Source organism: Pseudomonas sp. RIT288 (assembly GCF_000631985.1).
In the GTDB taxonomy this organism is placed as follows: domain Bacteria; phylum Pseudomonadota; class Gammaproteobacteria; order Pseudomonadales; family Pseudomonadaceae; genus Aquipseudomonas.
Map to the genome: position 1 here is coordinate 1 of NZ_JFYN01000016.1, position 25,498 is coordinate 25,498.

A 25,498-nucleotide genomic window follows, 5' to 3' on the forward strand; every position below is an offset into this window, starting at 1 on the left:
GCAAAAATGAGAGCAATCGAAGCCGCCGTTCTGGTGATGCGCCGTGAAGGGGTTGATACCGCTTTTGGCATTCCAGGTGCTGCGATCAACCCGCTGTACTCCGCCCTGCAGAAAGTCGGTGGCATCGATCACGTCCTCGCTCGCCACGTCGAAGGCGCTTCGCACATGGCCGAGGGCTACACCCGCACCAAGGCCGGCAACATCGGCGTGTGCATCGGCACATCCGGCCCTGCCGGTACCGATATGGTCACCGGGCTCTACAGCGCCTCGGCCGACTCGATCCCGATCCTGTGCATCACCGGCCAGGCGCCACGGGCGCGCATGCATAAAGAAGACTTCCAGGCCGTCGACATCACCAGCATCGTCAAGCCCGTGACCAAGTGGGCGACCACGGTTCTTGAGCCGGGCCAGGTGCCTTACGCGTTCCAGAAAGCTTTCTACGAAATGCGATCCGGCCGCCCGGGCCCGGTGCTGATCGACCTGCCGTTTGACGTGCAGATGGCTGAAATCGAATTCGACATCGACGCCTACCAGCCGCTGCCGCTGGCCAAGCCAACCGCGACCCGCGTTCAGGTCGAGAAGGCTCTGGCTTTGCTGGATCAGGCCGAGCGCCCATTGCTGGTAGCCGGCGGTGGCATCATCAATGCCGACGCCAGCGACCTGCTGGTGGAGTTCGCCGAGCTGACCGGTATTCCGGTGATCCCGACCCTGATGGGCTGGGGTACCATCCCGGACGACCACCCGCTGATGGTCGGCATGGTCGGCCTGCAGACTTCGCACCGCTACGGCAACGCGACGATGCTCAAATCCGACGTGGTGCTGGGCATCGGTAACCGTTGGGCCAACCGTCACACCGGTTCGGTCGACGTCTATACCGAAGGCCGCAAGTTCATTCACGTCGATATCGAAGGCACGCAGATCGGCCGCGTGTTCACGCCGGATCTGGGCATCGTTTCCGACGCGGCTGCCGCGCTGACCGTGTTCATCGAAGTCGCCCGTGAATGGCAAGCCGCCGGCAAGCTGAAGAACCGCAGCGCCTGGCAGCAAGACTGCCAACAACGTAAAGCCAGCCTGCACCGCAAGACCCACTTTGACAACGTGCCGGTCAAGCCGCAGCGCGTTTACGAAGAGATGAACCAGGTGTTCGGCAAAGACACTTGCTACGTCAGCACCATCGGTCTGTCGCAGATTGCCGGCGCGCAGTTCCTGCACGTCTACAAACCGCGGCACTGGATCAACTGCGGCCAGGCCGGCCCGCTGGGTTGGACCATTCCGGCCGCACTCGGCGTGGTCAAGGCTGATCCGACGCGCAAGGTCGTGGCGCTCTCGGGCGACTATGACTTCCAGTTCATGATCGAGGAGCTGGCGGTGGGCGCGCAGTTCAAGCTGCCGTACATCCACGTGGTGGTGAACAACTCGTACCTGGGGCTGATCCGTCAGGCTCAGCGCGGTTTCGACATGGACTACTGCGTGCAGTTGTCTTTCGACAACCTCAACGCTCCAGAACTCAACGGTTACGGCGTCGACCACGTCGCGGTCGCCGAAGGCCTGGGTTGCAAGGCGTTGCGGGTGTTCGAACCGGCTCAGATCCAGCCTGCGCTGCGCAAGGCTCAGGAGCTGATCGAAGAGTTCAAGGTGCCGGTGATCGTCGAGATTATTCTGGAGCGTGTGACCAACATTTCCATGGGCACCGAGATCAACGCCGTCAACGAATTCGAAGACCTGGCACTGGTCGGCAACGACGCACCGACGGCGACTTTACTGCTTGACTGATCTGCCAGGATTTGATGGCCGCGGTTACTCCCCTGTAGGAGCTGCCGCAGGCTGCGATCTTTTGATCTTGGTTTTTCAGGATCAAGGTCAAAAGATCGCAGCCTGCGGCAGCTCCTACACAAAGCCATCATCATTAATTCGCAACAGGAGACCACCATGCCGCGTTTCGCAGCCAACCTGTCCATGCTGTTCACCGAACAGGATTTCCTTGCCCGTTTCGACGCCGCCGCCAAGGCCGGTTTCAGTGGTGTGGAATACCTGTTCCCGTACGATTTCAGCTGCGCCGAGATCAAGGCCAAGCTCGATGCCAACGGTCTGACCCAAGTGCTGTTCAACCTGCCGGCCGGTGACTGGGCCAAGGGCGAGCGCGGTATCGCGTGTCTGCCGGATCGGGTCGAAGAGTTCCGCGCCGGGGTCGATCTGGCGATTGCCTACGCGCAAGTGCTGGGCAACACCCAGGTCAACTGCCTGGCCGGTATTCGTCCGCAGGGCATTGATGACGCAACCGTTGAGAAGACCTTCGTCGCCAACCTCAAGTACGCCGCCGACAAGCTACAAGCGGCCGGTATCAAGCTGGTGATGGAAGCAATCAACACCCGCGACATCCCGGGCTTCTACCTGAACAACACGGCGCAAGCCCTGTCGATTCGCGAGCAGGTCGGCAGCGCCAACCTGTTCCTGCAATACGACATCTACCACATGCAAATCATGGAGGGCGATCTGGCCCGCACCCTGCAATCGCACCTGGGCGAGATCAACCACGTGCAGCTCGCGGACAACCCGGGGCGCAACGAGCCGGGCACCGGTGAAATCAATTACCGCTTCCTGTTCGAACACCTGGACCGCATCGGTTATCAGGGTTGGGTGGGTTGCGAATACAAGCCGCTGACCACCACTGAAGCGGGCCTGGGCTGGTTGAAAACTCACAACGCAATTTAAGAACACTGCAACACCCTTGTGGCGAGGGAGCTTGCTCCCGCTCGGCTGCGAAGCAGTCGTAAATCCTGCAAACCGATTTTGTCTGACACACCACAGTGGCTGGTTTTGGGGGGGCTTCGCCCCCCAGCGGGAGCAAGCTCCCTCGCCACACAGTGTGTTCGGCAGATTATTTGGCTACACAAAAACAAGAGGATTTTCTCATGGCTAAAATCGGATTTATCGGCACCGGCATCATGGGCCACCCAATGGCTTCGAACCTGCAGAAAGCCGGTCACAGCCTGTTCCTGTCGGCGCACCACGACGCCGCTCCGGCCGATCTGGTTGCCGCTGGCGCCGTCGCCCTGGCCAACCCGCGCGAAGTGGCGCAGGAAGCTGAATTCATCATCGTCATGGTGCCGGACACCCCGCAGGTCGATGACGTGCTGTTCCGCGCCGACGGCGTCGCGGCAGGCATCGGCAAAGGCAAAGTGGTGATCGACATGAGCTCGATCTCGCCGACCGCCACCAAAGCCTTCGCGGCAAAGATCAACGAAAAAGGCGCGCAGTACCTCGACGCCCCGGTATCCGGTGGTGAAGTCGGCGCCAAGGCCGCGACCCTGAGCATCATGGTCGGCGGCGATGCCGATGCCTTCGAACGCGCCCTGCCGCTGTTCCAGGCCATGGGCAAGAACATCACCCTGGTCGGTGGCAACGGTGACGGTCAAACCGCCAAAGTGGCGAACCAGATCATCGTCGCACTGAACATCCAGGCCGTGGCCGAAGCCCTGCTGTTCGCCTCGAAAAACGGTGCCGATCCAGCCAAGGTGCGTGAAGCGCTGATGGGCGGTTTCGCTTCGTCGAAGATCCTCGAAGTGCACGGCGAGCGCATGATCAAAGGCACCTTCGATCCAGGCTTCCGCATCAGCCTGCACCAGAAGGACCTGAACCTGGCCCTGCAAGGCGCCAAGGAACTGAACATCAACCTGCCAAACACCGCCAACGCCCAGCAAGTGTTCAGCACCTGCGCGGCGATCGGTGGCAGCAACTGGGATCACTCGGCGCTGATCAAGGGCCTGGAACACATGGCCAACTTCTCGATTCGCGATAAGTAGGAGCTGCCGAAGGCTGCGATCTTTTGATCTTCAGCCCGACCGCTCACCGCATGACCCGCTAAAAGATCGCAGCCTGCGGCAGCTCCTACCGGACCCGGTTCATCCAGTTAAAGGGATGTTCCATCCAGAGCTTGCCCAGGCTGCTTTCCTTCCAATAACAAGAATTCCGGGAGCCCGCCATGTCGGTCGATCCGCAACAACTGCTGCGCGAGCTGTTTGCCACAGCCATCGACGCGGCCCATCCGAACCAAGTCCTCGAAACCCATTTGCCTGCCGATCGCAGCGGTCGGGTGATCGTCATCGGCGCCGGCAAGGCCGCAGCCGCCATGGCGCAGGTGGTCGAGCGCTGCTGGCAGGGTGAAGTATCCGGTCTGGTGGTGACCCGTTACGGTCACGGTGCTCCGTGCGAAAAAATCGAAGTGGTCGAAGCCGCGCACCCGGTACCGGACGCTGCCGGTCTGGCCGTGGCCAAGCGTGTGCTGGAGCTGGTCAGCAATCTGACTGAAGACGACCGCGTGATCTTCCTGCTCTCCGGCGGCGGTTCTGCCCTGCTCGCCCTGCCGGCAGAAGGCATTACCTTGGCTGACAAGCAGTCGATCAATAAAGCCCTGCTCAAATCCGGCGCGACCATCGGCGAGATGAACTGCGTGCGCAAGCACCTCTCGGCGATCAAGGGTGGCCGCCTCGGCAAGGCCTGCTGGCCTGCCACTGTGTATACCTATGCGATTTCCGATGTACCGGGCGACCTCGCCACGGTCATCGCCTCCGGCCCGACCGTGGCCGACCCGAGCACTTCAGCCGATGCGCTGGCGATCCTCAAGCGCTACGGCATTGAGGTCCCGGCCTCGGTGCGCAACTGGCTGCAAAGCCCGGAATCGGAAACCGTCAAACCCGGTGATCCGAGCCTGGCCCGCAGCCATTTCCAGTTGATCGCCCGCCCTCAGCAATCGCTGGATGCCGCAGCGGTGAAATGCCGCCAGGCCGGTTTCAGCACGCTGATCCTCGGCGACCTGGAAGGTGAGTCCCGCGAGGTGGCGAAGGTTCACGCCGGCATCGCCCGGCAGATCATTAACCATGGGCAGCCACTCGCTGCGCCGTGCGTGATTCTCTCCGGCGGCGAAACCACGGTGACCGTGCGCGGCAATGGCCGTGGCGGACGCAACGCCGAATTCCTCTTGAGCCTCACCGACAGCCTCAAGGGCCAGCCCGGCGTCTACGCGCTGGCCGGTGACACCGACGGCATCGACGGTTCGGAAGACAACGCCGGCGCGATCATGACCCCGGACAGCTACGCCCGCGCCGCCGCCCTCGGTTTGAGCGCCAGCGACGAACTGGATAACAACAACGGTTACGGCTACTTCGAAGCGCTCGACGCGCTGATCGTCACCGAGCCGACCCGCACCAACGTCAACGACTTCCGCGCCATCCTGATCCTTGAGAACTGCAAATCATGACGCCTGATAAAAAGGTCAAAATCCTCGCCACCCTCGGGCCTGCCGTCGATGGCATCGAAGACATCCGTGAACTGGTCGAGGCCGGGGTCAATATCTTCCGCCTGAACTTCAGCCACGGCGATCACGCCGACCACGCCAAGCGCTATCAGTGGATCCGCGAAGTCGAGCGCCAGCTCAACTATCCGCTGGGCATTCTGATGGATTTGCAGGGGCCGAAACTGCGCGTCGGCAAGTTCGCCGACGGCAAGGTTCAGCTGCATCGAGGTCAGGCGTTTCGCCTCGATCTGGATGCGACACCGGGCGATGAACGCCGGGTGAACCTGCCGCACCCGGAGATCATCGCCGCGCTCGAAGCGGGTATGGATCTGCTGCTGGATGACGGCAAGCTGCGCCTGCGCGTGGTCAGCAAATACACCGACGCGATCGACACCACCGTGCTCAACGGCGGCGAGCTTTCTGACCGCAAAGGGGTGAACGTGCCGCAAGCGGTGCTCGACCTCAGCCCGCTGACCGCCAAGGATCGCCGCGACCTGAGCTTCGGTCTGGAGCTGGGTGTGGACTGGGTGGCGCTGTCGTTCGTGCAACGTCCGCAAGACATTCTCGAAGCCCGCGAACTGATCGGCGACAAAGCCTTCCTGATGGCGAAAATCGAGAAGCCGTCAGCGGTTGAACAACTGCGCGAAATCGCCGAATTGAGTGACGCGATCATGGTCGCTCGCGGCGATCTCGGCGTGGAAGTGCCGGCGGAAAGCGTGCCGCAGATCCAGAAAAACATCATCAGTACCTGCCGCGAACTCGGCAAACCGGTGGTGGTGGCGACGCAGATGCTCGAATCGATGCGCTTCTCCCCGGCGCCGACCCGCGCTGAAGTCACCGACGTCGCCAACGCCGTGGCTGAAGGCGCGGATGCGGTGATGCTTTCTGCCGAAACCGCGTCCGGCGAATACCCGCTGGAAGCGGTGCAGATGATGAGCAAGATCATCCGCCAAGTGGAAAACGGCCCGGATTATCAGACCCAGCTCGACGTCAGCCGACCGAAAGCCGAAGCGACGGTGTCCGATGCGATCAGTTGCGCGATCCGCCGCATCAGCAACGTGCTGCCGGTGGCCGTGCTGGTCAACTACAGCGAGTCGGGGGCCTCGACATTACGTGCGGCGCGGGAACGACCAAAAGCGCCAATTCTCAACCTGACGCCGAACCTGCAGACCGCGCGCCGCTTGAGTGTCGCGTGGGGTATTCACTCGGTGGTCAACGATCGCCTGCGTCAGGTCGATGAAGTGTGTTCAACCGCGCTGGAAATCGCCCAGGCCCAAGGCATGGCCGAGCGTGGCGATACCTTGCTGATCACCGCCGGCGTGCCGTTCGGGCAACCGGGATCGACCAACTCACTGCGGATCGAAACACTGATCTGACCCATATTTTTGATGTGAATACAAAACCTGTGGCGAGGGGATTTATCCCCGATGACTGCGCAGCAGTCACCGCTTTTAAGGGTGTGACGGTTTTCACAGAAAAACCGCACTCACCGATTGGGGGCCGCTTCGCAGCCCATCGGGGATAAATCCCCTCACCACATTTATGCAAGACCTTTTGCTTTTCCAACTGCCCAGATTTTTTCAACATGCCTGCCAATCATTTCAACACCCACTGCCCCGACTGGGCCGAGGCTTTGCTCAACGGTTTCAGTCAGATATTCCTCCAGCGCCACCCGCTGTGCGGCCTGTTGTGCCTGCTGGCGATCCTGCTCACCGCGCCGGTGCTGTTTGCCGGCGCGGTGCTCGGTGCGGTTGCCGGATTGCTCACCGCACAACGGCGCAACTATGCCAAGGCTGATCGCCAGGCCGGATTGTTCAGTTACAACGGCGTGCTGCTTGGTTTGTTGCTGAGCCTGTATTTCCCTTGGTCACCGCTGCTGCCGCCGCTGATTGTGGCGGCCGGCGGTCTCAGTGCGATGGTCACCCAGCAATGGCTCAAACACGTGTACCGCAGCCGATCGATACCGGCTTACACCTCACCGTTCGTGGCAATCGGCTGGATCCTGCTGCTGTTCGCCGAACCGTCGGCGCCGATGCCAGCGATCGAAATGAACACCCTGAATCTACTCGCCGCTGCACTCAACGGCTTCGGTCAGGTGATGTTCCTCGATCATCCGTTGGCCGGCACGTTGATCGGCATCGGTTTGTTGATCGCCGATCGCCGCGCGTTCTGCTGGGCACTGCTGGCCTCGGCCATCGGTCTCGCGTCCAGTCTGCTGCACCACGAAACCGCTGCTGCGTTGCTGGGGCTGGGCAGTTACAACGCGGTGCTCGCGGCCCTCGCCTTCAGTGCGCAACGCCAGCAACCGTGGTTGCCGCTGCTGGGCATCGTCCTCGCGCTGCTGGTCACCCCGCTGTTCGCCGCCCTCGGTCTGGCGACGCTGACCGCGCCGTTCATCCTCGCCGGCTGGCTGATCCGCGCCGGGATCCAGATGCTCGGTAAAGCGGCCGTCGACGCCACGCCTTGCGCGCAGGGGGACAATCAACCTAGGCTGCGCTGATCTTCAATTCAGGCGTTATCCATGGACAGCAGCAACAGTTGGCGTGAACGGCTTTACGTGATGATTTTCCAGAGCGACACCCTCGCCGGGCGGCGCTTCGACGGCACCTTGCTGTTGATCATCCTCGCCAGCCTGGTGGTGGTGATGCTCGACAGCATCGACAGCATTCACCAGAACTACGCCGATGTGCTGGCCTACATCGAGTGGGGCTTCACCCTCATTTTTCTCGGTGAATACATCCTGCGCCTGTATTGCTCACCAAAACCGTTGCGCTACGCCTTCAGTTTCTACGGACTGGTGGATCTGCTGGCGATCGTGCCGGGGATCCTGGCGCTGTATTACAGCGATGCGCAGTACCTGCTGATCATCCGGATCATCCGGATGCTGCGGATCTTCCGGGTGCTCAAACTCAGCCCGTACCTCAAGCAAGCCAACTACCTGATGTCGGCGCTGCGTGGCAGCAAGCAGAAGATCGTGGTGTTTCTGGTCAGCGTCTGCACCCTGGTGACGGTGTTCGGCACCCTGATGTACGTGATCGAAGGCCCGGAACATGGCTTCACCAGCATCCCCAAAGGCATCTATTGGGCTATCGTGACCCTGACCACGGTGGGCTTCGGCGACATCGTGCCGAAGACCCCGCTGGGCCAAGTGATTTCGTCGTTGGTGATGATCACCGGTTACTCGATCATCGCCGTGCCCACCGGTATTTTCACTGCAGAACTGGCCAACGCCATGCGCGGTGAACAACTGCAACACGACTGCCCGGTGTGCAAGAAAAACAGCCATGAACATGGCGCGGCCTTCTGTTCCCGTTGCGGTAATGCGCTGTTCAAGAAACTGGAATAAGCACAGAGCTTTTTAATCTTTAAAGGACTATGCGTGCCCCGTTATAGTCAGTGGCAATTAAACATCACCCCCTGCGGTAGCCCCTACACAAAACAAAACAAGGAATGCGCAGTGAAAAAACTCTTTGGCGCCTCACTTCTCGCCGCCGGTCTTGCCTTTGGCAGCGTGGCTCAAGCCGCACCGACCCTGCTCAACGTCTCGTATGACGTGATGCGCGATTTCTACAAGGACTACAACACTGCGTTCCAGAAACACTGGCAGACCGAACACAACGAAAACATCACCGTGCAGATGTCCTTCGGCGGCTCGAGCAAGCAGGCGCGTTCGGTGATCGACGGCCTGCCGGCCGACGTCATCACCATGAACATGGCGACCGACATCAACGCCCTCGCCGACAACGGCAAACTGGTTCCGGAAAACTGGGTCACTCGCCTGCCGAACAACAGTGCGCCGTTCACCTCAGCCACCGTGTTCATCGTCCGCAAAGGCAACCCGAAAGCCCTGAAAGACTGGCCGGATCTGCTCAAGGACGGCGTGCAGGTGATCGTGCCCAACCCGAAAACTTCGGGCAACGGCCGCTACACCTACCTCTCGGCCTGGGGCTACGTGCTGAAAAATGGCGGTGACGAGAACAAGGCCAAGGACTTCGTCGGCAAACTGTTCAAGCAAGCGCCGGTGCTCGATACCGGTGGCCGCGCCGCGACCACCACGTTCATGACCAACCAGATCGGTGACGTGCTGGTGACCTTCGAGAACGAAGCCGAAATGATCGCACGCGAATTCGGTCGTGATCAGTTCGAAGTGATCTACCCAAGCGTCTCCGCCGAAGCCGAGCCACCGGTGTCGGTGGTCGACAAAGTGGTCGACAAGAAGGGTACCCGCGCCGCCGCCGATGAATACCTGAAATACCTGTGGTCGCCGGAAGGCCAGGAAATCGCCGCCGCCAACTACCTGCGTCCACGGGACCCGGCGGTGCTGGCGAAGTACACCGACCGTTTCCCGAAAGTTGATTTCCTGTCGGTGGAGAAAACCTTCGGCGACTGGCGCTCGGTGCAGAAGACCCACTTCAATGATGGCGGGATCTTTGATCAGATCTATAGCGGCCAGTAAGGCTTAGGCAGTAACGAAAAAGGCGACCTCAACAGGTCGCCTTTTTTATGCCCCCCTGTAGGAGCTGCCGCAGGCTGCGATCTTTTGACTTTGATTTTAAAAACCAAAAGCACAAGATCGCAGCCGGCGGCAGCTCCTACAGGGGCCAGGTGCTGACAGTTACATCGGCGGCGTGACGCCATCCTTGCCGGCGGAAATCGATTGCGCCGTCAACGTGCCGTCGGCGTCCTGGGTAACGAAGCTGACAATCTTCACCCCCACCTTGAGCAAGCTGCGATCCCCCGGCGTCAGGTTGACGATCGGCACATCTTCCGGCACCAGGATCTTCTGCTGCCCGCCCTTGTAGTTGACGGTCAGCACCCGGCCGTTGCTGACCACCAGATCACCGACGCTGCCATTGGTCATGCTGCTGCCCTTGGCCAAATCGAACGGACGGTGGCCATCGCCGCTGCCGGCCAGCTCCGGCGGGAATACGTGCACTTCCATTGCCTTGAGCGTGCCGTCCTCCTGCGGCATGGCGGCCGAGCCGATGTAACTGCCGGGCTTGATGTCCTCGATATTCGCCAGGGTGACGGCGCGGATCCTGGTGTCCGGGTTCAACCGGATCACCACGTGTTCGCCACTGTTGACGTGGACTTTCAGCGAGTCGGCGCTGACCCCGGTGATCTCGCCGCGCACGCCGAGACGCATGCCCGGAGCATCGGCGGCCTGCACCGCAGAAGCGCCGAGCAAGCCGATCAAGGCAATCGTGGTGGTGTGACGCAGCAGCTGGCGCAACATGGCAATCCTCCGGTGATGAACAGTAAAAGCGCAGCGGTAAACATAAGCACGCTATCGAAGAAGATGTAAGTGAATGTATCATCGACGCTCCCCGGCCGGACGCAAGGTTCGCCGATGGACGACACCGCCGTTGAAGCCAATCATTCCGCAACGGAATAACTGATATCGATACAAGGCTTCTACCGCCGCTTCGGTGCGTCCCTTAGCCTCACCGCATTCCCTTTCGCTGGATCGAGAAACCTTATGAACGCCACAACTCACGCAATGACCCGAGGCATGGTGCTGCTGTTCGCCTTCTGCTGCGGCGCGATCGTCGCCAACATCTACTACGCGCAGCCGATCATCGGCCTGATCGCGCCGGACATCGGCCTCTCCGACACCATGGCCAGCTTCATCGTCTCGCTGACGCAGATCGGTTATGCGCTGGGCCTGTTCTTCCTGGTGCCGCTGGGCGACCTGCTGGAAAACCGCCGGCTGATGATCTTCACCACGATGGTGGCGATTGCCAGCCTGCTCGGTGCCGCGTTCACCAGTCAGCCGAATGTGTTTTTGCTGATCTCGTTGCTGGTGGGTTTCAGTTCGGTGTCGGTACAGATCCTGATTCCGCTGGCCGCGCATCTGGCGCCGGAAGAATCCCGTGGCCGGGTGGTCGGCGGGATCATGGGCGGCCTGCTGCTGGGCATTCTGCTGGCGCGGCCGGTGTCGAGCGTCGTCGCTGACCATTTCGGCTGGCGCGCGATGTTCATGATTGCCGCCGCGTTGATGGCAGCGATCAGCGTGGTGCTGGCGTTGACCGTGCCCAAGCGTCAACCCGATCACAGCGCTTCCTATGGCCAGTTGCTCGGCTCGCTGTGGACCCTGCTGCGCCAGCAACCAGTGCTGCGTCAGCGCGCGTTTTATCAGGGCTGCATGTTCGCCACCTTCAGCCTGTTCTGGACAGCGGTGCCGCTGGAACTGGCGCGCAACCATGGTCTGTCGCAAAGCGAGATCGCGATCTTCGCCCTGGTCGGTGCCATCGGTGCCATCGCCGCGCCGATCAGCGGACGCCTGGCTGACGCCGGCCACACCCGCATCGCTTCGCTGCTGGCCATGCTGTTCGCCAGCCTGAGCTTCCTGCCAGCCTTCATCCACCCGGCCTACAGCGTGATCGGCCTGGCCGTGACCGGCGTGGTACTGGATTTCTGCGTGCAGATGAACATGGTCCTCGGCCAGCGCGCAGTCTATTCACTCGACGCCAAAAGCCGTGGTCGCCTGAATGCGCTGTACATGACCAGCATCTTCATCGGCGGCGCCTTTGGCTCGTCGGTTGCCAGTGCGGTGTATGAGCATGGCGGCTGGTTGTGGATCGTGATTGTCGGTAGCGCGTTCCCGCTGCTGGCGTTGTTGCGGTTTTTGAGTGTTTCGCAGCGTGGTTCATTGGCAACGGCGTAGGGCGTCAAAAGCATCGCGAGCAGGCTCGCTCCCACAGGTGCTCACTGGGCCTATGGGAGCGATCACGCTTAATACCGAACCAGCTTTTCCATCGCCGCATCCGCCAGAAAGGAAGAGCGGCTTTTGACATTGTGTTCACGCACATAACGATCAATGCGCTGGATCACATAGCCTGGCAACGTCACGTTGACCTTCTCGGTCTTGCCCATGTACGGCGAGATATCCAGTTCAAGCATCCCCCAGCCCATATCGGCAAACTCCGGATTATTGCGATGCGCCGCTGCCGACGTCGGCATGGGAATCGATTCCCCGTCCGCCGCCATCTCCTGCAGCATGAGATGGGCGACTTCAACAGCGGCGTTATAGGCGTCCTCGAAGGTATCCCCAGCCGTGACGGCGCCGGGAATGTCAGGTATCTGAATGCCGATGGCGGTGTCGTCGTCACCCCATTCGATGCAGATCGGATATTGCATTATGGCTCTCCCTTGTAGCTGGCTGGCGGGTGGAGCAACCCGGCACGCCTCCTGATGCTTTTGACCGTCCCCAGCGGCAAATCCTTTTCAGGGTGAGGAACGGGAATGGTGTACGGGTTGTAATGATGCGTGAAGATGTGATGACTGCCGGTGACTCGATCCAGCGTCCAGCCTGCCTCCTCCAGCTCCTTGATCAATAGCCTGCTTTGCACCTGGCGCCTCCTTGCTCCGGCCGAATAAAAGTAACTCTAGAGTTATCTTTACTCAAGCACATAAGTCTGCAGAACGACGTTCGGTTGTTTTACCGCATGTGATTGATGGCACAGTCTTGTCCACGGATTAAACTCAGCGACTCGCAAAGCTACGTCCTGGCCAGCACCCTGTTCCCCTGTGGGAGCGAGCCTGCTCGCGAAAGCGGTCTGATATTCAACAAATGTGCTGGCTGATCCGACGCCTTCGCGAGCAAGCTCGCTTCCACAGGACTCCTCTGAACGCTTCAAGATTGCCCAAGGATCTGAGATGGACCGCCTCGCCGCCATGGAAACCTTCGTCTACGTCGTCGAAACCGGCTCGTTTTCCGCTGCCGCCCGACGGCTCAATATCGGCCAGCCAGCCGTGTCGAAAACCATCGCCCAGCTGGAAAAACGCTTGGCTGTGAGCCTGCTGCTGCGCTCGACTCGCGGCCTGACCCCGACTGAAGCCGGACTGGCGTTTTTCGAGCGGGCCAGGCGCGCCATCGATGAAGCCAACGAAGCCGATAACGCTGCCCGTGGCAGCGCCAGCGGTTTAAGCGGTAACTTGCGGATCAGCGCTGCAGTGACTTTCGGTCGCCTGCACGTCGTGCCGCAGCTGGGGCCGTTTCTCGATCAGCATCCGCATTTGAACATCGACCTGATGCTCGATGACCGTAATATCAATCTGGTCGAAGAAGGCATCGACATCGCCCTGCGCATGGGCCCGCTCAGCGACTCCAGCCTCACCGCGCGCAAAATCGCCGACTGCCGCCGCGTGGTGCTCGGCAGCCCGGCCTACTTCGCCCGCCACGGCGAGCCGGACCGCCCTGCCGATCTGGATCAGCATCAAGGTATCGTCTACAACCTCAGCGGCGGCGCCACCTGGACCTTCACTCAGGGCAGCGAACAACAGACGCAAACCCTGACCGGCCGCCTGCGGGTCAGCGCCGCCGAGGGCTTGCGTGCAGCCGTGCTGGCCGATCAGGGCCTGACCATCGCCTCGCAATGGATGTTCGCCCCGGAGCTGGCGAGCGGCGCGGTCAGGGCGGTGATGAGTGACTGGGTATTGCCGGATCAGGACTTGTGGGCGGTGTTTCCGACGGGGCGGATGGTCAGTGCGAAGGCGCGGGCGTTTGTGGAGTACATGGAAAATTTGCTGAAACACCTGACCTGAACAGGCTCTTTTTCGTTTATTGCGATTTTCGTTTAATTCGAATAACGTTTCAGCATCCTCTATTCAGAATGCTGGAATCCATTATGTCGATCGTCCTTCATCCCTCTCTCAACCTCCCGGTAGAGCGCGAAGTCAAAGCCGCAATTGAAGGCAAACGCGCGCTCGCCGCCTACCTGGCGACCCAATTCGAAACACAGCACATCCAGATTTTCGACGAACAGAACCAGGCGCATCAGGTCGAGCTGCCGACCTCGGCATTACAACTGCTGATGGATATTCTGGCGGCGCTGGCCGAGGGTAACGCGGTCAAAGTCGTACCGGTGCATGCCGAGCTGACCACTCAGGAAGCCGCCGACCTGCTCAATGTCTCACGCCCGCACCTGATAAAACTGCTGGAAAGTGGCGAGTTGTCCTACCACAAAACCGGCAAGCACCGACGTGTGCGTTTCGCCGATTTGATGGACTATAAAACCCGGCGCGACACCGCCAGCGAGCAAGCAATGGCGCTTCTCGCGGAGCAGGCACAGGCGTTAAGGACAGGATACGAGTGAGGCATTCACCTTTCACCGCTGTATACGATGCATGTGTTTTGTACCCCGCCCCATTGAGAGACTTCCTGATGTGGCTCGCGCTTTCGGGGCGATTTCGGGCCCGATGGACCCAGGAGATTCACCGCGAATGGAAACGCAATTTATTGAAAAACCGAACCGACCTCACGATAGAGCAACTGGATCGCACGTCCGAGCTTATGGACCGTGCGATCCCGGATGCCTGTGTCTACGATTTTGAAGACCTGATCACCGGACTTTCCTTACCCGATACCAACGACCGCCATGTACTGGCCGTAGCCATACGCTGTGGTGCAGGGGTGATCGTGACGTTCAACCTGAAAGATTTTCCCGATCCCTGCCTCGCCCCCTATGGCGTCGAGACCCAACACCCTGATGAGTTTGTCGAAAATCTGTTTCACCTTGATCAGGCAGTTGTTATCGCAGCAGCGCAACGGCAGCGCCAACAACTTAAATTGCCGCCGATAGCCGTTGAGCCGTTTCTGGATCTTTTGCAGCGACAGGGATTGGTTGAGTCAGTTCGGGCGCTAAGCGCCTATCGTGCGATTCTCTGAATAATCATTTTGTGAACACCAGACAAACAAACGGCGATCCAGAGATCGCCGTTTTTCATCACTGCCCGAACTGTTTTCCCAATCCCGGCGGCACGCCGTGGATGTTGGTGTCTTCCCACGGGCCGTTGGGGCTGACCGAGCGGCTCCAGCCGTTGTCCCAGCGGTAGTAGGTGCGCTGGCGGTAGAAGGTGTTGGTCTGGTCGTCGAGGACGTAGACGCCGAGTTTCTGGTCCCAGTGACTGTTGCCGCCCGGTGGCGGGGCGAAGCTGGCCGAGGTGCGTGGGACTGGCTTGGACGGTTTGGCCGGAATGCTTTTGCCCGGGGTCGGCGAGGTCGACGGGGTCGGGCTCGGTTGCGACGGCGGGATCGGCGGCAGGTTGGTGGTCGGTTCCGATCGGTGCACCGCACATGCGCTCATGCTCAAGGCCAATGTGATGACGGTGATGCGGGCGAGGCTGTGCATGGCGGTGCTTTCCTGTGGGTTCCGGGGTTATTTGTCCGGGCTGTCGATGGTCAGTGTTTGCGGCGCGGTGGTGCTGCTGGCCAGCGGGCCGCTGCGACCCACCCACTCCCCGGCGGTCGGTTGACCGGCACGGGAGACGCGCGCAACCAGTTGGACTTCAGGAAAGTTCGACAGTTTCAACTGCGGCATCATCGCGTCGGCATCGCCCAGTTCGACGGTCACCGGCAGATCCGCCACGGTCAGGCGCTTGGCCGCCAGTGGTGCCGGCGGGCCGGAAACGGCGCGGGCGAAGATGAACACGCTGTCGCCCGGTTGCACCTTGCCTTTGAGTTCGCTGGCCAGATCGACACGCACCTTGAGCAGCGCGGCAGCCTTGGCGGCTGGCGCTGCGGCGACCTTGCCGCCGCTGGCTTGCAGGCGCTCGGTGGCGCGCTCGATCCCGCCCTGCAAGGCGGCGCGGGAGTTGTCGTCCGCCGGTAGTTGCGCCAGCAGTCGGTTCCAGTAGTCGATTGCCTGCTGATAACGCTCACCCTCGAACGCGGCGATGCCGAGCAGACCGAGGCTGGTAACTTCTTTCGGATCGGCTTTCAACGCTTCATCGGTCAGAGCCTGGATCTTGTCCGACCACTTTTTGCCATCGGCAAAGTATTGCGCCTGCGCCCACTGGCCGAGCAGCTCCGGCTGGCGACCGGCAAGGTTGGCGGCGCGTTCGAACATCTTCGCCGCGTCTGCGGGACGATCCTGGGCCATGTAGGTGCGACCGAGGAAGTACAGGCCTTCCGCCGAATCCGGCTGCGCCGCAACAGCACGTTCCAGACGCTGGGTCATCTCTTCCATCGACTGCGGCGCCTGGGCGAACTCGCGGGTCAGCTCGACTTTGTCGGCAGCGCCGAAATGCAGATACAGCCCCAGGCCCAATACCGGCACCAATAGCGCCGCCAGCAGCGGCAACGGCTTGCCCAGTTTCGAGACGCGCGGAGCGGCAACGCCTTCGGTATCGGCGAGCAGCTCACGCGCAGCTTCGGCACGGCCGCTGTCCATTTGCGCCGCATCGAGTACGCCTTCAGCCTGCTGCGCTTGCAGCTCGGCGACGCGTTCCTGATACAGCGCAACGTTCAGGGCAGTTCGGTCCTCTTCACGCTGGGCGCGACGGCCACGCAAAACCGGGATCAGCAGAAAACTCAGGGCGACCAGAAGCAACAGCCCTGCGGCAAGCCAGAAATCAATCATTCTTGGTTTTTATCCAACAGTTGGTCGAGGCGCTGACGCTCTTCGGTGGACAGCGATGGCGGGGTTTCGGTGCGTTGTGCCCGGCGTCGGCGAACGATCACCGCGATCACCACCAGGCCGCCGAACAACAGACCCGCCGGGCCGAACCACAGCAAGGCAGTCTTGGCATTGAGCGCCGGTTTGTAGCGGACGAAATCACCGTAGCGATCGACCATGAAATCGATGATCTGCTGATTGTCCTTGCCCTCGCCGAGCATGCGGAAAATCTCTTTGCGCAGGTCGGCGGCAATCGGTGCGTTGGAGTCGGCAATGTCCTGGTTCTGGCACTTGGGGCAGCGCAGTTCCTTGGTCAGTTCACGAAAGCGTTCGCGATCGCCTTCCCTGGCGAACTCGTAAGTGTCGATCGCGGCATGCGCCACACCGGCCAGACTCAGGCCCAAGACCACGGCAGCAATAAAGCGCTTCATGGCTTGGCCTCATCGACCAGCGCCTGATACTTGGCTGCGAGTTTTTCGCGCCAGACCTGCTCGTCGATCACCCCGACGTACTTGTCACGGATGATGCCCTTGGCGTCGATGAAGAAGGTTTCCGGCGCGCCGTACACGCCGAGGTTCAGGCCCAGCGAGCCTTCGTCGTCACGGATATCCAGCACATACGGGTTGTGGAATTCGGCCAGCCACTTCAATGCATCGGCGTTGGTGTCCTTGTAGTTGATGCCGTAGATCACCACGCCGCGCTCGGCCAGTTTGTTCAGCACCGGGTGCTCGACCCGGCAGGAAATGCACCAGGTGCCCCAGACGTTGACCAGCGCCGGTTTGCCGAGAATGTCAGCCTTGGTCAGGGTCTTGTCGCCCTGCACGTTCGGCAGGCTGAATTCCGGGAAGGGCTTGTTGATCATCGCCGACGGCAGCTCCGCCGGATCGAGGTACAGACCGCGATAAAGAAACACCGCCACCAGCAGGAAAATCGCCAGAGGTACCAGCATCAACCAACGTCTCATGCAGCCGCTCCTTGCAGGCCGAGGGCTTCACGCACCTTGGCTTTGACCTTGACTCGATAACGCCGATCCAGTGCCGCCAGCAATCCGCCCAGGCCGGTCAGCAGACCGCCGAACCAGATCCAGCGCACGAACGGTTTGACGTGAACCCGAACCGCCCACGCGCCGTTTTCCAGCGGCTCGCCCAGTGCAACATAGAGATCGCGAGTGAAACCGGCGTCGATCCCGGCCTCGGTCATCATCGAACTCTGCACGGTGTACAGGCGTTTTTCCGGGTGCAGCACACTGACTTCCTTGCCGTCGCGGATCACCCTGATGGTGCCCCGGTCGGAGGTGAAGTTCGGCCCTTCGAAGTGCTTGGCGCCTTCGAAGATGAAGTGATAACCAGCCAGGTCCATCGACTCGCCCGGCGCCAGTCGCAGGTCGCGCTCGGCACTGTTCTGACTCGACAGCACCACGCCGAGGGCGCACACGGCGATGCCGAGGTGAGCGATCTGCATGCCCCAGTAGCTGCGGGTCAGGGTTGGCAGACCTTTGATCAGGCCCTTGTGACGAGTCTTGTCGAAGATGTCGCGCACACCGGCGAGTAACACCCACGCAGCGAGCAGGAACGTCGCGATCACCGCCCAGTTGAAATCGCCGTAAGCGACACCGGCCACCACGGCCAATGCGACGCTGCCGAGCAACACCGGGGTCAGCATGTTCGCCAGCCACTTCACCGGCGTGTCCTTCCAGCGGACGATCACGCCGACCGCCATCACCAGCATCAGCAACGCCATCAACGGGATGAACAGCGCGTTGAAGTACGGCGGGCCAACCGACAGTTTGGCGCCGCTCAAGGCATCGAGTATCAGCGGATACAGGGTGCCGAGCAGAATCATCGACGCCGCCACCACCAGCACCAGGTTGTTGCCCAACAGCAGGGTTTCCCGCGACCACAGGTTGAAGCCGACCTGGCTCTTGACCACTGGAGCGCGCAACGCAAACAGCGTCAGCGAACCGCCGACCACGAACAGCAGGAAGATCAGAATGAACACGCCGCGCTCAGGGTCCGAGGCAAACGCGTGTACCGAGGTCAGCACGCCGGAACGCACGAGGAAAGTCCCGAGCAGGCTCAGGGAGAAAGCAGCAATCGCCAGCAACACTGTCCAGCTCTTGAACACGCCACGTTTTTCCGTGACCGCCAGCGAGTGGATCAGCGCGGTGCCGACCAGCCACGGCATGAACGAGGCATTTTCCACCGGGTCCCAGAACCACCAGCCGCCCCAGCCGAGTTCGTAGTACGCCCACCACGAACCGAGGGTGATACCGATGCCGAGGAAGGCCCAGGCGACAATCGTCCACGGCCGCGACCAGCGTGCCCATGCGGCGTCGAGACGACCACCCAGCAATGCGGCGATGGCGAAGGCAAACGCCACCGAGAAACCGACATAACCCATGTACAGCATCGGCGGATGCACGATCAGGCCGATGTCTTGCAGCAGCGGATTGAGGTCACGACCGTCGGCCGGAATCTGCGGCAGAATCCGCGAGAACGGGTTGGAGGTGAGGATCAGAAACAACAGGAAACCGGTGCTGATCATGCCCATCACCGCCAGTACGCGGGCGAGCATGACTTGCGGCAACTGCCGGGAGAACACCGACACGGCGAAGGTCCAGCCACCGAGAATCAGCGCCCACAGCAGCAGCGACCCTTCGTGGGCGCCCCACACCGCGCTGAACTTGTAGTACCACGGCAAGGCGCTGTTGGAGTTCATCGCCACGTAACCGACCGAGAAATCGTCGGTCATGAACGCATAGGTCAGGCAACCGAAGGCAAACAGCAGGAACGCAAACTGGCCCCACGCCGCCGGCTGGGCCAGCCCCATCCACATGCGGTCGCCGCGCCACGCACCGAACAGCGGCACCACGGCCTGCACCAGCGCAAAACACAGCGCCAGAATCATCGCCAGATGGCCGAGTTCGGGAATAAACAGTGCAGACGTCATCGATCAACCCTCCTTCGCTTGGGTCGGTGCCGATTGACCACTGTCTTTCAGCGCTTTGGTCACTTCCGGCGGCATGTACTTCTCGTCGTGCTTGGCCAGCACTTCATCGGCCACCACCACGCCGTCGGCGTTGAGTTTGCCCAGAGCGACGATGCCCTGCCCTTCGCGGAACAGGTCCGGAAGGATCCCGCGGTAGGTGATGGTCACGGCTTTGTTGAAGTCGGTGACGACGAACTTGACGTCCAGCGAATCCGGCGAACGCTGCAGCGAGCCCTTCTCGACCATGCCGCCGGCGCGGATGCGCGTGTCGTGCGGCGCTTCGCCGTTGGCGATCTGGGTCGGTGTGTAAAACAGGTTGATGTTTTCCTGCAGGGCGCTGAGGGCCAGGCCGACGGCAGCACCGACCCCGACCAGAATCGCCAGAATGAGGGTCAGACGTTTTTTGCGCAGCGGATTCACTTGCCGTTCTCCCGGCGCAGACGACGCGCCTCTTGTTGCAGATAGCGCTTGCGGGCCGCGATCGGGGCGACCACGTTGAGGATCAGCACCGCCAGACAGATGCCGTAGGCCGACCAGACATACAGGCCATGGTGGCCCATGGCGAGGAAGTCGCCGAATGAAGCAAAATTCATCGCGCGGCCTCCAGGCTGTTCTGCACTTCTTCTTTCACCCAACTGGCGCGCGCTTCGCGCTTGAGCACTTCAAGGCGCATGCGCAACAACAGCACGGCACCGAAGAAGCAGTAGAAACCCAGCACCGTCAGCAGCAGCGGCAGCCACATTTCAGCGGGCATCGCCGGTTTTTCCGTGAGGGTGAAGGTCGCACCCTGGTGCAGGGTGTTCCACCATTCCACCGAGTACTTGATGATCGGAATGTTGATCACGCCGACGATCGCCAGCACAGCGCAGGCCTTGGCGGCGCTGTCGCGGTTGCTGATGGCATTGCCCAGCGCGATCACCCCGAAATACAGGAACAGCAGAATCAGCATCGAAGTCAGCCGCGCATCCCAGACCCACCACGAGCCCCAGGTGGGCTTGCCCCAGATGGCCCCGGTGACCAGCGCCACGGCGGTCATCCACGCGCCGATCGGTGCCGCGCATTGCAGGGCGACGTCGGCCAGTTTCATTTTCCACACCAGCCCGACCACGCCGCACACCGCCAGCATCACGTAGATCGACTGCGCCAGCATCGCCGCAGGCACGTGGATGTAGATGATGCGGAAGCTGTTGCCCTGCTGATAATCCGGCGGCGCGAAGGCCAGGCCCCAGACAACGCCAATGCTGATCAGCAGCAACGCGGCAATGCTCAGCCACGGCAGAAACCTGCTGCTGATGCCGTAGAACCACTTGGGCGAGCCGAGCTTGTGAAACCAGGTCCAGTTCATACTGTTTCCATCACGGGTGCCGCTCATCGGTGTGAGCAGTCTCAGGGTCTTTGCTGGTTAAATTTTAACCAGACCTCATTATTCGCCGACGCTGATCTTCAGGCCAGCAGCTATTGCAAAAGGTGTCAGGGTGATCGCCAGGGCGGTCAGGCTACCCAGCCACAGCAGATACCCGGTCGCCGGCATCCCTTGCAAGGCGGCCTGCAAGGCGCCACTGCCAAGGATCAACACCGGGATGTACAACGGCAGAATCAGCAACGCCAGCAACAGGCCGCCACGTTTCAAACCAACCGTCAGCGCCGCGCCCACCGCACCGAGCAAGCTCAGCACCGGGGTACCCAGCAGCAACGACAACAGCAACACCGGCAGGCAGGCGACCGGCAAACCGAGCATCAACGCCAGCAACGGCGAGAGCAGAACCAGTGCCAGTCCCGAGAACAGCCAGTGTGCCAGCACCTTGGCCAGCACCAGTAGTGGCAGCGGGTGCGGCGAAAGGACCCACTGTTCCAGGGAGCCATCTTCGAAATCACTGCGAAACAATCCGTCCAGCGAAAGCAGGACCGACAACAGCGCGGCCACCCAGACTAACCCCGGGGACAGGTTTTGCAAGACTTGAGTTTCCGGGCCGACAGCCAGCGGGAACAACGCGATGACGATGGCGAAGAAAATCAGCGGATTGGCCAGTTCCGCCGGGCGACGAAACAGCAGACGTGACTCACGGGCAACCAGCAGGCCGAAAACACTCATACTGCCCAGTTCCCCAGATCGATATCGCGATAACCGACCGGCATCCGGCTCAGCGTGTGGTGCGTGGTCAGAACCACCAGACCGCCGCGTTCGCAGTGCCCGGCCAAGTGTTCTTCAAGTTGCGCCACGCCCTGTTTGTCGAGCGCGGTAAACGGCTCGTCGAGAATCCACAACGGTGGGTTGTCCAGATACAGCCGCGCCAGCGCCACGCGGCGTTGCTGACCGGCGGACAGGGTGTGGCAGGGAACATCTTCGAAACCGCGCAATCCTACGGCTGCCAACGCTTGCCAGATCGCCTCGCGCTCGGCAGGCCGATGCAGGGCGCAGAGCCAGGACAGGTTCTCTTCCGGAGTCAGCAGGTCCTTGATCCCGGCGGCGTGGCCGATCCACAGCAGGTTGCGCGCCAGTTCGCTCGGCTGGGCGGCCAAGGGCTTGCCGTTGAGCAGCACCTGACCGCTGGTCGGCTGCATCAACCCGGACAACAGGCGCAGCAGACTGGTCTTGCCGCTGCCGTTGGGGCCGCTGATCTGCACCATATCGCCACTGGCCAGTCTTAATTCGAGATTTTCGAAGAGCAGCCGCAGGTCTCGCTCACAGGCAAGGGCAACGGTTTGCAGGACAGGACTGGTCAAGGGATCACGGGCCTTATACGGTTCAAGTCGGCTCTGGCGCGGCCGTTAAAGAGATGCAGGATAAATGCAATGACGGTGCGAACCAGAGAGCTGGATCAAACAATTGCTATGTTTTCTGAACGAAGCGCAAGACGCGCGGCATTATACATGGCGTGCCTTACTCCCAAGAGCGCAATTTCCTCAGGTTGTGTCCGCGTATGACAGGTGAAATGAACATCCTCCCGCTCCCGCCCACCACCCCGGCGAACACTCGCCCGCTGGTGATGAGCGGTGAGTTGCTCAAGCTGCTGACCCCGGTCGAAGGCTTGATCGGCGCCGGGCAAAGCGCCCAGGCCGAGGTGTTGTCACTCAAACAGGCGGATCAGACCTTTCAACTGCTGCTCAAGGTGACCGTCGACGGCGGCCGGCAGACCACCGTGCAGGCCACCAGCACACTGCCGTTGCCGACCGGCACCAACCTGGCCGTCACCCAGCCATCGGCGGGCAATCTGGCGATCACCGTGCAACAGGCGATTGCCAGCAGCGTCGCCACCCTCACCCGCATCGACACCGCGCAGTTGCCGGTCGGCACCCTGCTGCAAGGCAAGGTCCTGACCTCGCAGACACTGCCGCAAGTACCGGGGCAGCCGACGGTGTACCGCTCGCTGGTCAGTCTGCTCAACACCGCGCAGAGCGGTGCCACTCTGGACATCGACAGCCCGACGCCGTTGCGCATCGGCACCCTGCTCTCGGCACTGGTCGAAGACTCGCAAACCCTCAAGTTCGTGCCGCTGAGCAGCCGCCAGGAGCAACTGGCGGTGAGCCAGCAACTGCTCGGCCAACAGAGTCGCCAAGGTTCGCTGGACGGTTTGCTCAACGCCTTGCAAAACCTGCCGGGCGACGACGATCAGACCTCGCAGGATCTGCGCGCTGCCGTCGTGCGCCTGCTCGCCAACCTGCCCGATGTGCAGCAGATGAGCAGCGCCAAAGGCGTCGCCCTGGCGCTGGCCAACAGCGGCGCCTTCCTCGAAGCCAAACTGCTGACCGGACAGAATCCGGCGCTGGCCCCGGACATGAAAGCCGATCTGCTCAAGCTGATCGCACAGCTGTCGCCGGGGGCGCCGGGCAATGCCAGTTTCAACGCGATCATCGCCGCCAACACCCTGGCGCAGGCGCTGCCGAGTTTCGTGCGCAACGCCCTCGGCACCCTCGGCCAGGTCAGCGCCAAACCCGTGCCGAGCAGTTTTCCGCTGCCCGACCGCTTGCTGCAAAGCCAGGACGGTGAAGCTGACCTGGAACATCTGCTGCGCCTCGCTGCAGCCGCCGTGTCGCGCCTGCAAAGCCATCAACTGTCGAGCCTGGAACAGACCGGGGTCACCGACGACGGCCGCCTGCTCAGCACCTGGCAGCTGGAAATCCCCATGCGCAACCTGCAGGACATCGTGCCGTTGCAGGTCAAGTTTCAGCGCGAAGAAGCGCCGGAAAGAGAACCGCAACCCAACGAACGCCGTGACGAGCGCGAACCCAGGCAACAGCTGTGGCGCGTCGATCTGGCGTTCGACATGGAGCCGCTGGGGCCGATGCAGATTCAGGCGCAGTTGATTGCCGGCAGCCTGTCGAGCCAGCTCTGGGCCGAACGCCCGTACACCGCCGACCTGATCGGCAACAATCTGTTCGCCCTGCGCCAGCGCCTGCTTGATCGCGGCCTGAATGTCGGCGATCTCGACTGCCACCTCGGCACCCCGCCGCAAGGCAGTCACACCCGCCTCGAACACCGCTGGGTCGACGAAACCGCATGAACGATTCCACTGCTCCACGCCAGGCCATCGCCCTCAAATACGACGGCAACCACGCCCCGACCCTCACCGCCAAGGGCGACGAGGAACTGGCCGAAGAAATCCTGCGGATTGCCCGCGACTGCGAAGTGCCGATCTATGAAAACGCCGAGCTGGTGCGGCTGTTGGCGCGGATGGAACTGGGCGACAGCATTCCCGAGGAGCTGTACCGCACGATCGCCGAGATCATCGCGTTTGCGTGGAATCTGAAGGGGAAATTCCCGGAGGGGCAGGATCCGGATGCGCCGATGGTCGAGAAGGACGTTACCGCGCGCGGGGATGATTATTAAGCCCTGAAAGCAAAAGATCGCAGCCTGCGGCAGCTCCTACATTGGAATCCGGTTCCCTGTAGGAGCTGCCGCAGGCTGCGATCTTTTGATCTTCAGCTTCTGTGCAGCTTGCGCATCAACTCCGCCTCAGCCTGGGTCAAGCCGCAGGATTGAGTCAGCTCATCGACGCTCGCGCCCATGCCCACCAGTTTCGCCGCCTGGGCGAACGACAGGCTCGACGGGTCGCGCTGTTCCAGCGCGACAATCTTGTCCGGCAACGGACCGACGACCGAGCGCAGCTCGTGCAGGGCTTCGCCCATGCGCACGTTGCCGTTCTGATAGTCGTCGACGCGCTTGGCCAGGTCCTTGATGCGCTGATCACGCAGCGCGTCGCCCTGAGCCTGTTGCGCTGCGATCACCCGCTGCGCCTTGATGTACGCCAGAAACATTGCCAGCGTGCCTGCCCAGAAGAGGAACAGGACAATGACCGCAACCTCGAGAATCAATCAGATGCTCTCCAGTTCCGACCATTCTTCTTCGCTCATCATCTTGTCCAGCTCGACCAGGATCAGCAACTCGTTGTTCTTGTTGCACACGCCCTGGATGAACTTGGCCGACTCTTCGTTGCCGACGTTTGGCGCGGTCTCGATTTCCGACTGACGCAGGTAAACCACTTCCGCCACGCTGTCGACCATGATCCCGACCACTTGCTTGTCGGCTTCGATGATGACGATACGGGTGTTGTCGCTGATCTCGCCGCTGTTCAGGCCGAAGCGCTGACGGGTGTCGATCACGGTGACCACGTTACCGCGCAGGTTGATGATGCCCAGCACGTAGCTTGGCGCACCCGGTACCGGAGCGATTTCGGTGTAACGCAGGACTTCCTGAACGCGCATCACGTTGATGCCGTAGGTTTCGTTGTCCAGCTTGAAGGTCACCCATTGCAGGATCGGATCTTCAGAACCTTTTGCATTCGTCGCCTGACTACTCATACCCTGACCCCTCGAAAAA

Annotated in this window: 29 protein-coding genes; 14 read left to right on the forward strand and 15 right to left on the reverse strand. The window is 61.3% G+C overall.

Features of this window, described 5'->3' with window-relative positions; genetic code table 11:
- From gcl to BW33_RS15810, 8 genes are all read left to right on the forward strand, one after another.
- Positions 1 to 1,773: glyoxylate carboligase (gene gcl, locus BW33_RS15775; RefSeq protein ID WP_236645223.1), on the forward strand; the 1,773-nt coding region annotated here is incomplete at its 5' end.
- 156 nt (positions 1,774 to 1,929) lie between these two features.
- Positions 1,930 to 2,712, forward strand: a complete 783-nt coding sequence (hyi, locus tag BW33_RS15780; protein WP_047599944.1) for a hydroxypyruvate isomerase — start codon at positions 1,930 to 1,932, stop codon at positions 2,710 to 2,712.
- Between the two features lie 200 nt (positions 2,713 to 2,912).
- Positions 2,913 to 3,803 (forward strand): 2-hydroxy-3-oxopropionate reductase, encoded by an 891-nt coding sequence (locus tag BW33_RS15785; protein WP_047599945.1) that lies wholly within the window; start codon positions 2,913 to 2,915, stop codon positions 3,801 to 3,803.
- 179 nt (positions 3,804 to 3,982) lie between these two features.
- Positions 3,983 to 5,257 (forward strand): glycerate kinase type-2 family protein, encoded by a 1,275-nt coding sequence (locus tag BW33_RS15790; RefSeq protein WP_047599946.1) that lies wholly within the window; start codon positions 3,983 to 3,985, stop codon positions 5,255 to 5,257.
- On the forward strand, positions 5,254 to 6,669 hold the full coding sequence (gene pyk, locus BW33_RS15795; protein WP_047599947.1) for a pyruvate kinase: 1,416 nt from the start codon (positions 5,254 to 5,256) through the stop codon (positions 6,667 to 6,669). The genes BW33_RS15790 and pyk overlap by 4 nt, the downstream gene beginning before the upstream one ends.
- Before the next feature lie 209 nt (positions 6,670 to 6,878).
- Positions 6,879 to 7,793 (forward strand): urea transporter, encoded by a 915-nt coding sequence (locus BW33_RS15800; RefSeq protein WP_047599948.1) that lies wholly within the window; start codon positions 6,879 to 6,881, stop codon positions 7,791 to 7,793.
- A gap of 21 nt (positions 7,794 to 7,814) precedes the next feature.
- Positions 7,815 to 8,639, forward strand: coding sequence for an ion transporter (locus BW33_RS15805; RefSeq protein WP_047599949.1), 825 nt, complete (start codon positions 7,815 to 7,817; stop codon positions 8,637 to 8,639).
- A 111-nt stretch (positions 8,640 to 8,750) separates the two neighbouring features.
- Complete coding sequence (locus BW33_RS15810) at positions 8,751 to 9,749, forward strand: sulfate ABC transporter substrate-binding protein (protein WP_047599950.1); 999 nt, start codon at positions 8,751 to 8,753, stop codon at positions 9,747 to 9,749.
- Between the two features lie 159 nt (positions 9,750 to 9,908).
- Here the strand turns inward: BW33_RS15810 and BW33_RS15815 are convergent, their stop codons facing one another.
- Entirely contained in the window at positions 9,909 to 10,529 is a 621-nt protein-coding gene (locus tag BW33_RS15815) for a DUF5666 domain-containing protein (RefSeq protein ID WP_047599951.1), read from the reverse strand.
- A 243-nt stretch (positions 10,530 to 10,772) separates the two neighbouring features.
- On the opposite strand from BW33_RS15815, the gene BW33_RS15820 reads away from it, so the two are divergent.
- Entirely contained in the window at positions 10,773 to 11,960 is a 1,188-nt protein-coding gene (locus BW33_RS15820; protein WP_047599952.1) for an MFS transporter, read from the forward strand.
- A 68-nt stretch (positions 11,961 to 12,028) separates the two neighbouring features.
- On the opposite strand, the gene BW33_RS15825 is transcribed toward BW33_RS15820, so the two are convergent.
- Together BW33_RS15825 and BW33_RS15830 are read right to left on the reverse strand one after the other, a co-directional pair.
- Positions 12,029 to 12,433 carry a type II toxin-antitoxin system HicB family antitoxin gene (locus BW33_RS15825; protein WP_047599953.1) on the reverse strand — a complete coding sequence of 135 codons (405 nt, stop codon included), beginning with the start codon at positions 12,431 to 12,433 and terminating at the stop codon, positions 12,029 to 12,031.
- On the reverse strand, positions 12,433 to 12,645 hold the full coding sequence (locus BW33_RS15830; RefSeq protein WP_047599954.1) for a type II toxin-antitoxin system HicA family toxin: 213 nt from the start codon (positions 12,643 to 12,645) through the stop codon (positions 12,433 to 12,435). The genes BW33_RS15825 and BW33_RS15830 overlap by 1 nt, the downstream gene beginning before the upstream one ends.
- A gap of 307 nt (positions 12,646 to 12,952) precedes the next feature.
- Between BW33_RS15830 and BW33_RS15835 the strand changes: the two genes are divergently transcribed.
- The 3 genes from BW33_RS15835 to BW33_RS15845 all read left to right on the forward strand — a co-directional run bounded on the left by BW33_RS15835 (position 12,953) and on the right by BW33_RS15845 (position 14,963).
- Positions 12,953 to 13,840, forward strand: a complete 888-nt coding sequence (locus BW33_RS15835) for a LysR family transcriptional regulator (protein ID WP_047599955.1) — start codon at positions 12,953 to 12,955, stop codon at positions 13,838 to 13,840.
- Between the two features lie 83 nt (positions 13,841 to 13,923).
- A complete protein-coding gene (locus tag BW33_RS15840) occupies positions 13,924 to 14,391 on the forward strand; it encodes a helix-turn-helix domain-containing protein (protein ID WP_047599956.1) in 468 nt (155 codons plus the stop codon).
- A complete protein-coding gene (locus tag BW33_RS15845) occupies positions 14,388 to 14,963 on the forward strand; it encodes a PIN domain-containing protein (RefSeq protein ID WP_047599957.1) in 576 nt (191 codons plus the stop codon). The genes BW33_RS15840 and BW33_RS15845 overlap by 4 nt, the downstream gene beginning before the upstream one ends.
- A 58-nt stretch (positions 14,964 to 15,021) precedes the next feature.
- Here BW33_RS15845 and BW33_RS15850 read toward each other — a convergent pair whose 3' ends face one another.
- The 10 genes from BW33_RS15850 to ccmA all read right to left on the reverse strand — a co-directional run bounded on the left by BW33_RS15850 (position 15,022) and on the right by ccmA (position 22,404).
- Complete coding sequence (locus BW33_RS15850) at positions 15,022 to 15,426, reverse strand: hypothetical protein (RefSeq protein ID WP_047599958.1); 405 nt, start codon at positions 15,424 to 15,426, stop codon at positions 15,022 to 15,024.
- Positions 15,427 to 15,453: 27 nt separating this feature from the next.
- Positions 15,454 to 16,656, reverse strand: coding sequence for a c-type cytochrome biogenesis protein CcmI (gene ccmI, locus BW33_RS15855; RefSeq protein ID WP_047599959.1), 1,203 nt, complete (start codon positions 16,654 to 16,656; stop codon positions 15,454 to 15,456).
- Positions 16,653 to 17,123, reverse strand: a complete 471-nt coding sequence (locus tag BW33_RS15860; protein ID WP_047599960.1) for a cytochrome c-type biogenesis protein — start codon at positions 17,121 to 17,123, stop codon at positions 16,653 to 16,655. The genes ccmI and BW33_RS15860 overlap by 4 nt, the downstream gene beginning before the upstream one ends.
- Positions 17,120 to 17,656, reverse strand: a complete 537-nt coding sequence (locus BW33_RS15865) for a DsbE family thiol:disulfide interchange protein (RefSeq protein ID WP_007961670.1) — start codon at positions 17,654 to 17,656, stop codon at positions 17,120 to 17,122. The genes BW33_RS15860 and BW33_RS15865 overlap by 4 nt, the downstream gene beginning before the upstream one ends.
- Complete coding sequence (locus BW33_RS15870) at positions 17,653 to 19,641, reverse strand: heme lyase CcmF/NrfE family subunit (RefSeq protein WP_047599961.1); 1,989 nt, start codon at positions 19,639 to 19,641, stop codon at positions 17,653 to 17,655. The genes BW33_RS15865 and BW33_RS15870 overlap by 4 nt, the downstream gene beginning before the upstream one ends.
- A gap of 3 nt (positions 19,642 to 19,644) precedes the next feature.
- A complete protein-coding gene (gene ccmE / locus BW33_RS15875; RefSeq protein WP_007961672.1) occupies positions 19,645 to 20,100 on the reverse strand; it encodes a cytochrome c maturation protein CcmE in 456 nt (151 codons plus the stop codon).
- Positions 20,097 to 20,273 carry a heme exporter protein CcmD gene (ccmD, locus tag BW33_RS15880; protein ID WP_047599962.1) on the reverse strand — a complete coding sequence of 59 codons (177 nt, stop codon included), beginning with the start codon at positions 20,271 to 20,273 and terminating at the stop codon, positions 20,097 to 20,099. The genes ccmE and ccmD overlap by 4 nt, the downstream gene beginning before the upstream one ends.
- On the reverse strand, positions 20,270 to 21,025 hold the full coding sequence (locus BW33_RS15885) for a heme ABC transporter permease (protein ID WP_047599963.1): 756 nt from the start codon (positions 21,023 to 21,025) through the stop codon (positions 20,270 to 20,272). Before BW33_RS15885 ends, ccmD begins: the two co-directional genes overlap by 4 nt.
- A 78-nt stretch (positions 21,026 to 21,103) precedes the next feature.
- Positions 21,104 to 21,772 (reverse strand): heme exporter protein CcmB, encoded by a 669-nt coding sequence (ccmB, locus tag BW33_RS15890; RefSeq protein WP_003222942.1) that lies wholly within the window; start codon positions 21,770 to 21,772, stop codon positions 21,104 to 21,106.
- Complete coding sequence (ccmA, locus tag BW33_RS15895) at positions 21,769 to 22,404, reverse strand: cytochrome c biogenesis heme-transporting ATPase CcmA (RefSeq protein WP_047599964.1); 636 nt, start codon at positions 22,402 to 22,404, stop codon at positions 21,769 to 21,771. The genes ccmB and ccmA overlap by 4 nt, the downstream gene beginning before the upstream one ends.
- 197 nt (positions 22,405 to 22,601) lie before the next feature.
- Between ccmA and fliK the strand changes: the two genes are divergently transcribed.
- Together fliK and BW33_RS15905 are read left to right on the forward strand one after the other, a co-directional pair.
- Positions 22,602 to 24,182 (forward strand): flagellar hook-length control protein FliK, encoded by a 1,581-nt coding sequence (gene fliK, locus BW33_RS15900; protein ID WP_047599965.1) that lies wholly within the window; start codon positions 22,602 to 22,604, stop codon positions 24,180 to 24,182.
- Positions 24,179 to 24,508: an EscU/YscU/HrcU family type III secretion system export apparatus switch protein gene (locus BW33_RS15905; protein WP_047599966.1), complete on the forward strand. Its 330-nt coding sequence runs from the start codon at positions 24,179 to 24,181 to the stop codon at positions 24,506 to 24,508. Before fliK ends, BW33_RS15905 begins: the two co-directional genes overlap by 4 nt.
- A gap of 92 nt (positions 24,509 to 24,600) precedes the next feature.
- Here the strand turns inward: BW33_RS15905 and BW33_RS15910 are convergent, their stop codons facing one another.
- Both BW33_RS15910 and BW33_RS15915 read right to left on the reverse strand, forming a co-directional pair.
- Positions 24,601 to 24,993, reverse strand: coding sequence for a DUF2802 domain-containing protein (locus BW33_RS15910; RefSeq protein ID WP_007961680.1), 393 nt, complete (start codon positions 24,991 to 24,993; stop codon positions 24,601 to 24,603).
- The gene (locus BW33_RS15915; protein WP_003222936.1) at positions 24,994 to 25,479 is read right to left on the reverse strand and encodes a chemotaxis protein CheW; all 486 of its coding nucleotides are present in this window, start codon (positions 25,477 to 25,479) and stop codon (positions 24,994 to 24,996) included.
- Positions 25,480 to 25,498 lie beyond the last annotated feature (19 nt).

Bases quoted from the DNA above. Each gene is read 5' to 3' on its own strand.
- hyi (WP_047599944.1), top strand. From the start codon at position 1,930: ATGCCGCGTTTCGCAGCCAACCTGTCCATGCTGTTCACCGAACAGGAT.
- BW33_RS15785 (WP_047599945.1), top strand. From the start codon at position 2,913: ATGGCTAAAATCGGATTTATCGGCACCGGCATCATGGGCCACCCAATG.
- BW33_RS15790 (WP_047599946.1), top strand. From the start codon at position 3,983: ATGTCGGTCGATCCGCAACAACTGCTGCGCGAGCTGTTTGCCACAGCC.
- pyk (WP_047599947.1), top strand. From the start codon at position 5,254: ATGACGCCTGATAAAAAGGTCAAAATCCTCGCCACCCTCGGGCCTGCC.
- BW33_RS15800 (WP_047599948.1), top strand. From the start codon at position 6,879: ATGCCTGCCAATCATTTCAACACCCACTGCCCCGACTGGGCCGAGGCT.
- BW33_RS15805 (WP_047599949.1), top strand. From the start codon at position 7,815: ATGGACAGCAGCAACAGTTGGCGTGAACGGCTTTACGTGATGATTTTC.
- BW33_RS15815 (WP_047599951.1), bottom strand. From the start codon at position 10,529: ATGTTGCGCCAGCTGCTGCGTCACACCACCACGATTGCCTTGATCGGC.
- BW33_RS15820 (WP_047599952.1), top strand. From the start codon at position 10,773: ATGAACGCCACAACTCACGCAATGACCCGAGGCATGGTGCTGCTGTTC.
- BW33_RS15825 (WP_047599953.1), bottom strand. From the start codon at position 12,433: ATGCAATATCCGATCTGCATCGAATGGGGTGACGACGACACCGCCATC.
- BW33_RS15835 (WP_047599955.1), top strand. From the start codon at position 12,953: ATGGACCGCCTCGCCGCCATGGAAACCTTCGTCTACGTCGTCGAAACC.
- BW33_RS15840 (WP_047599956.1), top strand. From the start codon at position 13,924: ATGTCGATCGTCCTTCATCCCTCTCTCAACCTCCCGGTAGAGCGCGAA.
- BW33_RS15850 (WP_047599958.1), bottom strand. From the start codon at position 15,426: ATGCACAGCCTCGCCCGCATCACCGTCATCACATTGGCCTTGAGCATG.
- ccmI (WP_047599959.1), bottom strand. From the start codon at position 16,656: ATGATTGATTTCTGGCTTGCCGCAGGGCTGTTGCTTCTGGTCGCCCTG.
- BW33_RS15860 (WP_047599960.1), bottom strand. From the start codon at position 17,123: ATGAAGCGCTTTATTGCTGCCGTGGTCTTGGGCCTGAGTCTGGCCGGT.
- BW33_RS15865 (WP_007961670.1), bottom strand. From the start codon at position 17,656: ATGAGACGTTGGTTGATGCTGGTACCTCTGGCGATTTTCCTGCTGGTG.
- BW33_RS15870 (WP_047599961.1), bottom strand. From the start codon at position 19,641: ATGACGTCTGCACTGTTTATTCCCGAACTCGGCCATCTGGCGATGATT.
- ccmD (WP_047599962.1), bottom strand. From the start codon at position 20,273: ATGAATTTTGCTTCATTCGGCGACTTCCTCGCCATGGGCCACCATGGC.
- BW33_RS15885 (WP_047599963.1), bottom strand. From the start codon at position 21,025: ATGAACTGGACCTGGTTTCACAAGCTCGGCTCGCCCAAGTGGTTCTAC.
- ccmB (WP_003222942.1), bottom strand. From the start codon at position 21,772: ATGAGTGTTTTCGGCCTGCTGGTTGCCCGTGAGTCACGTCTGCTGTTT.
- fliK (WP_047599965.1), top strand. From the start codon at position 22,602: ATGACAGGTGAAATGAACATCCTCCCGCTCCCGCCCACCACCCCGGCG.
- BW33_RS15905 (WP_047599966.1), top strand. From the start codon at position 24,179: ATGAACGATTCCACTGCTCCACGCCAGGCCATCGCCCTCAAATACGAC.
- BW33_RS15915 (WP_003222936.1), bottom strand. From the start codon at position 25,479: ATGAGTAGTCAGGCGACGAATGCAAAAGGTTCTGAAGATCCGATCCTG.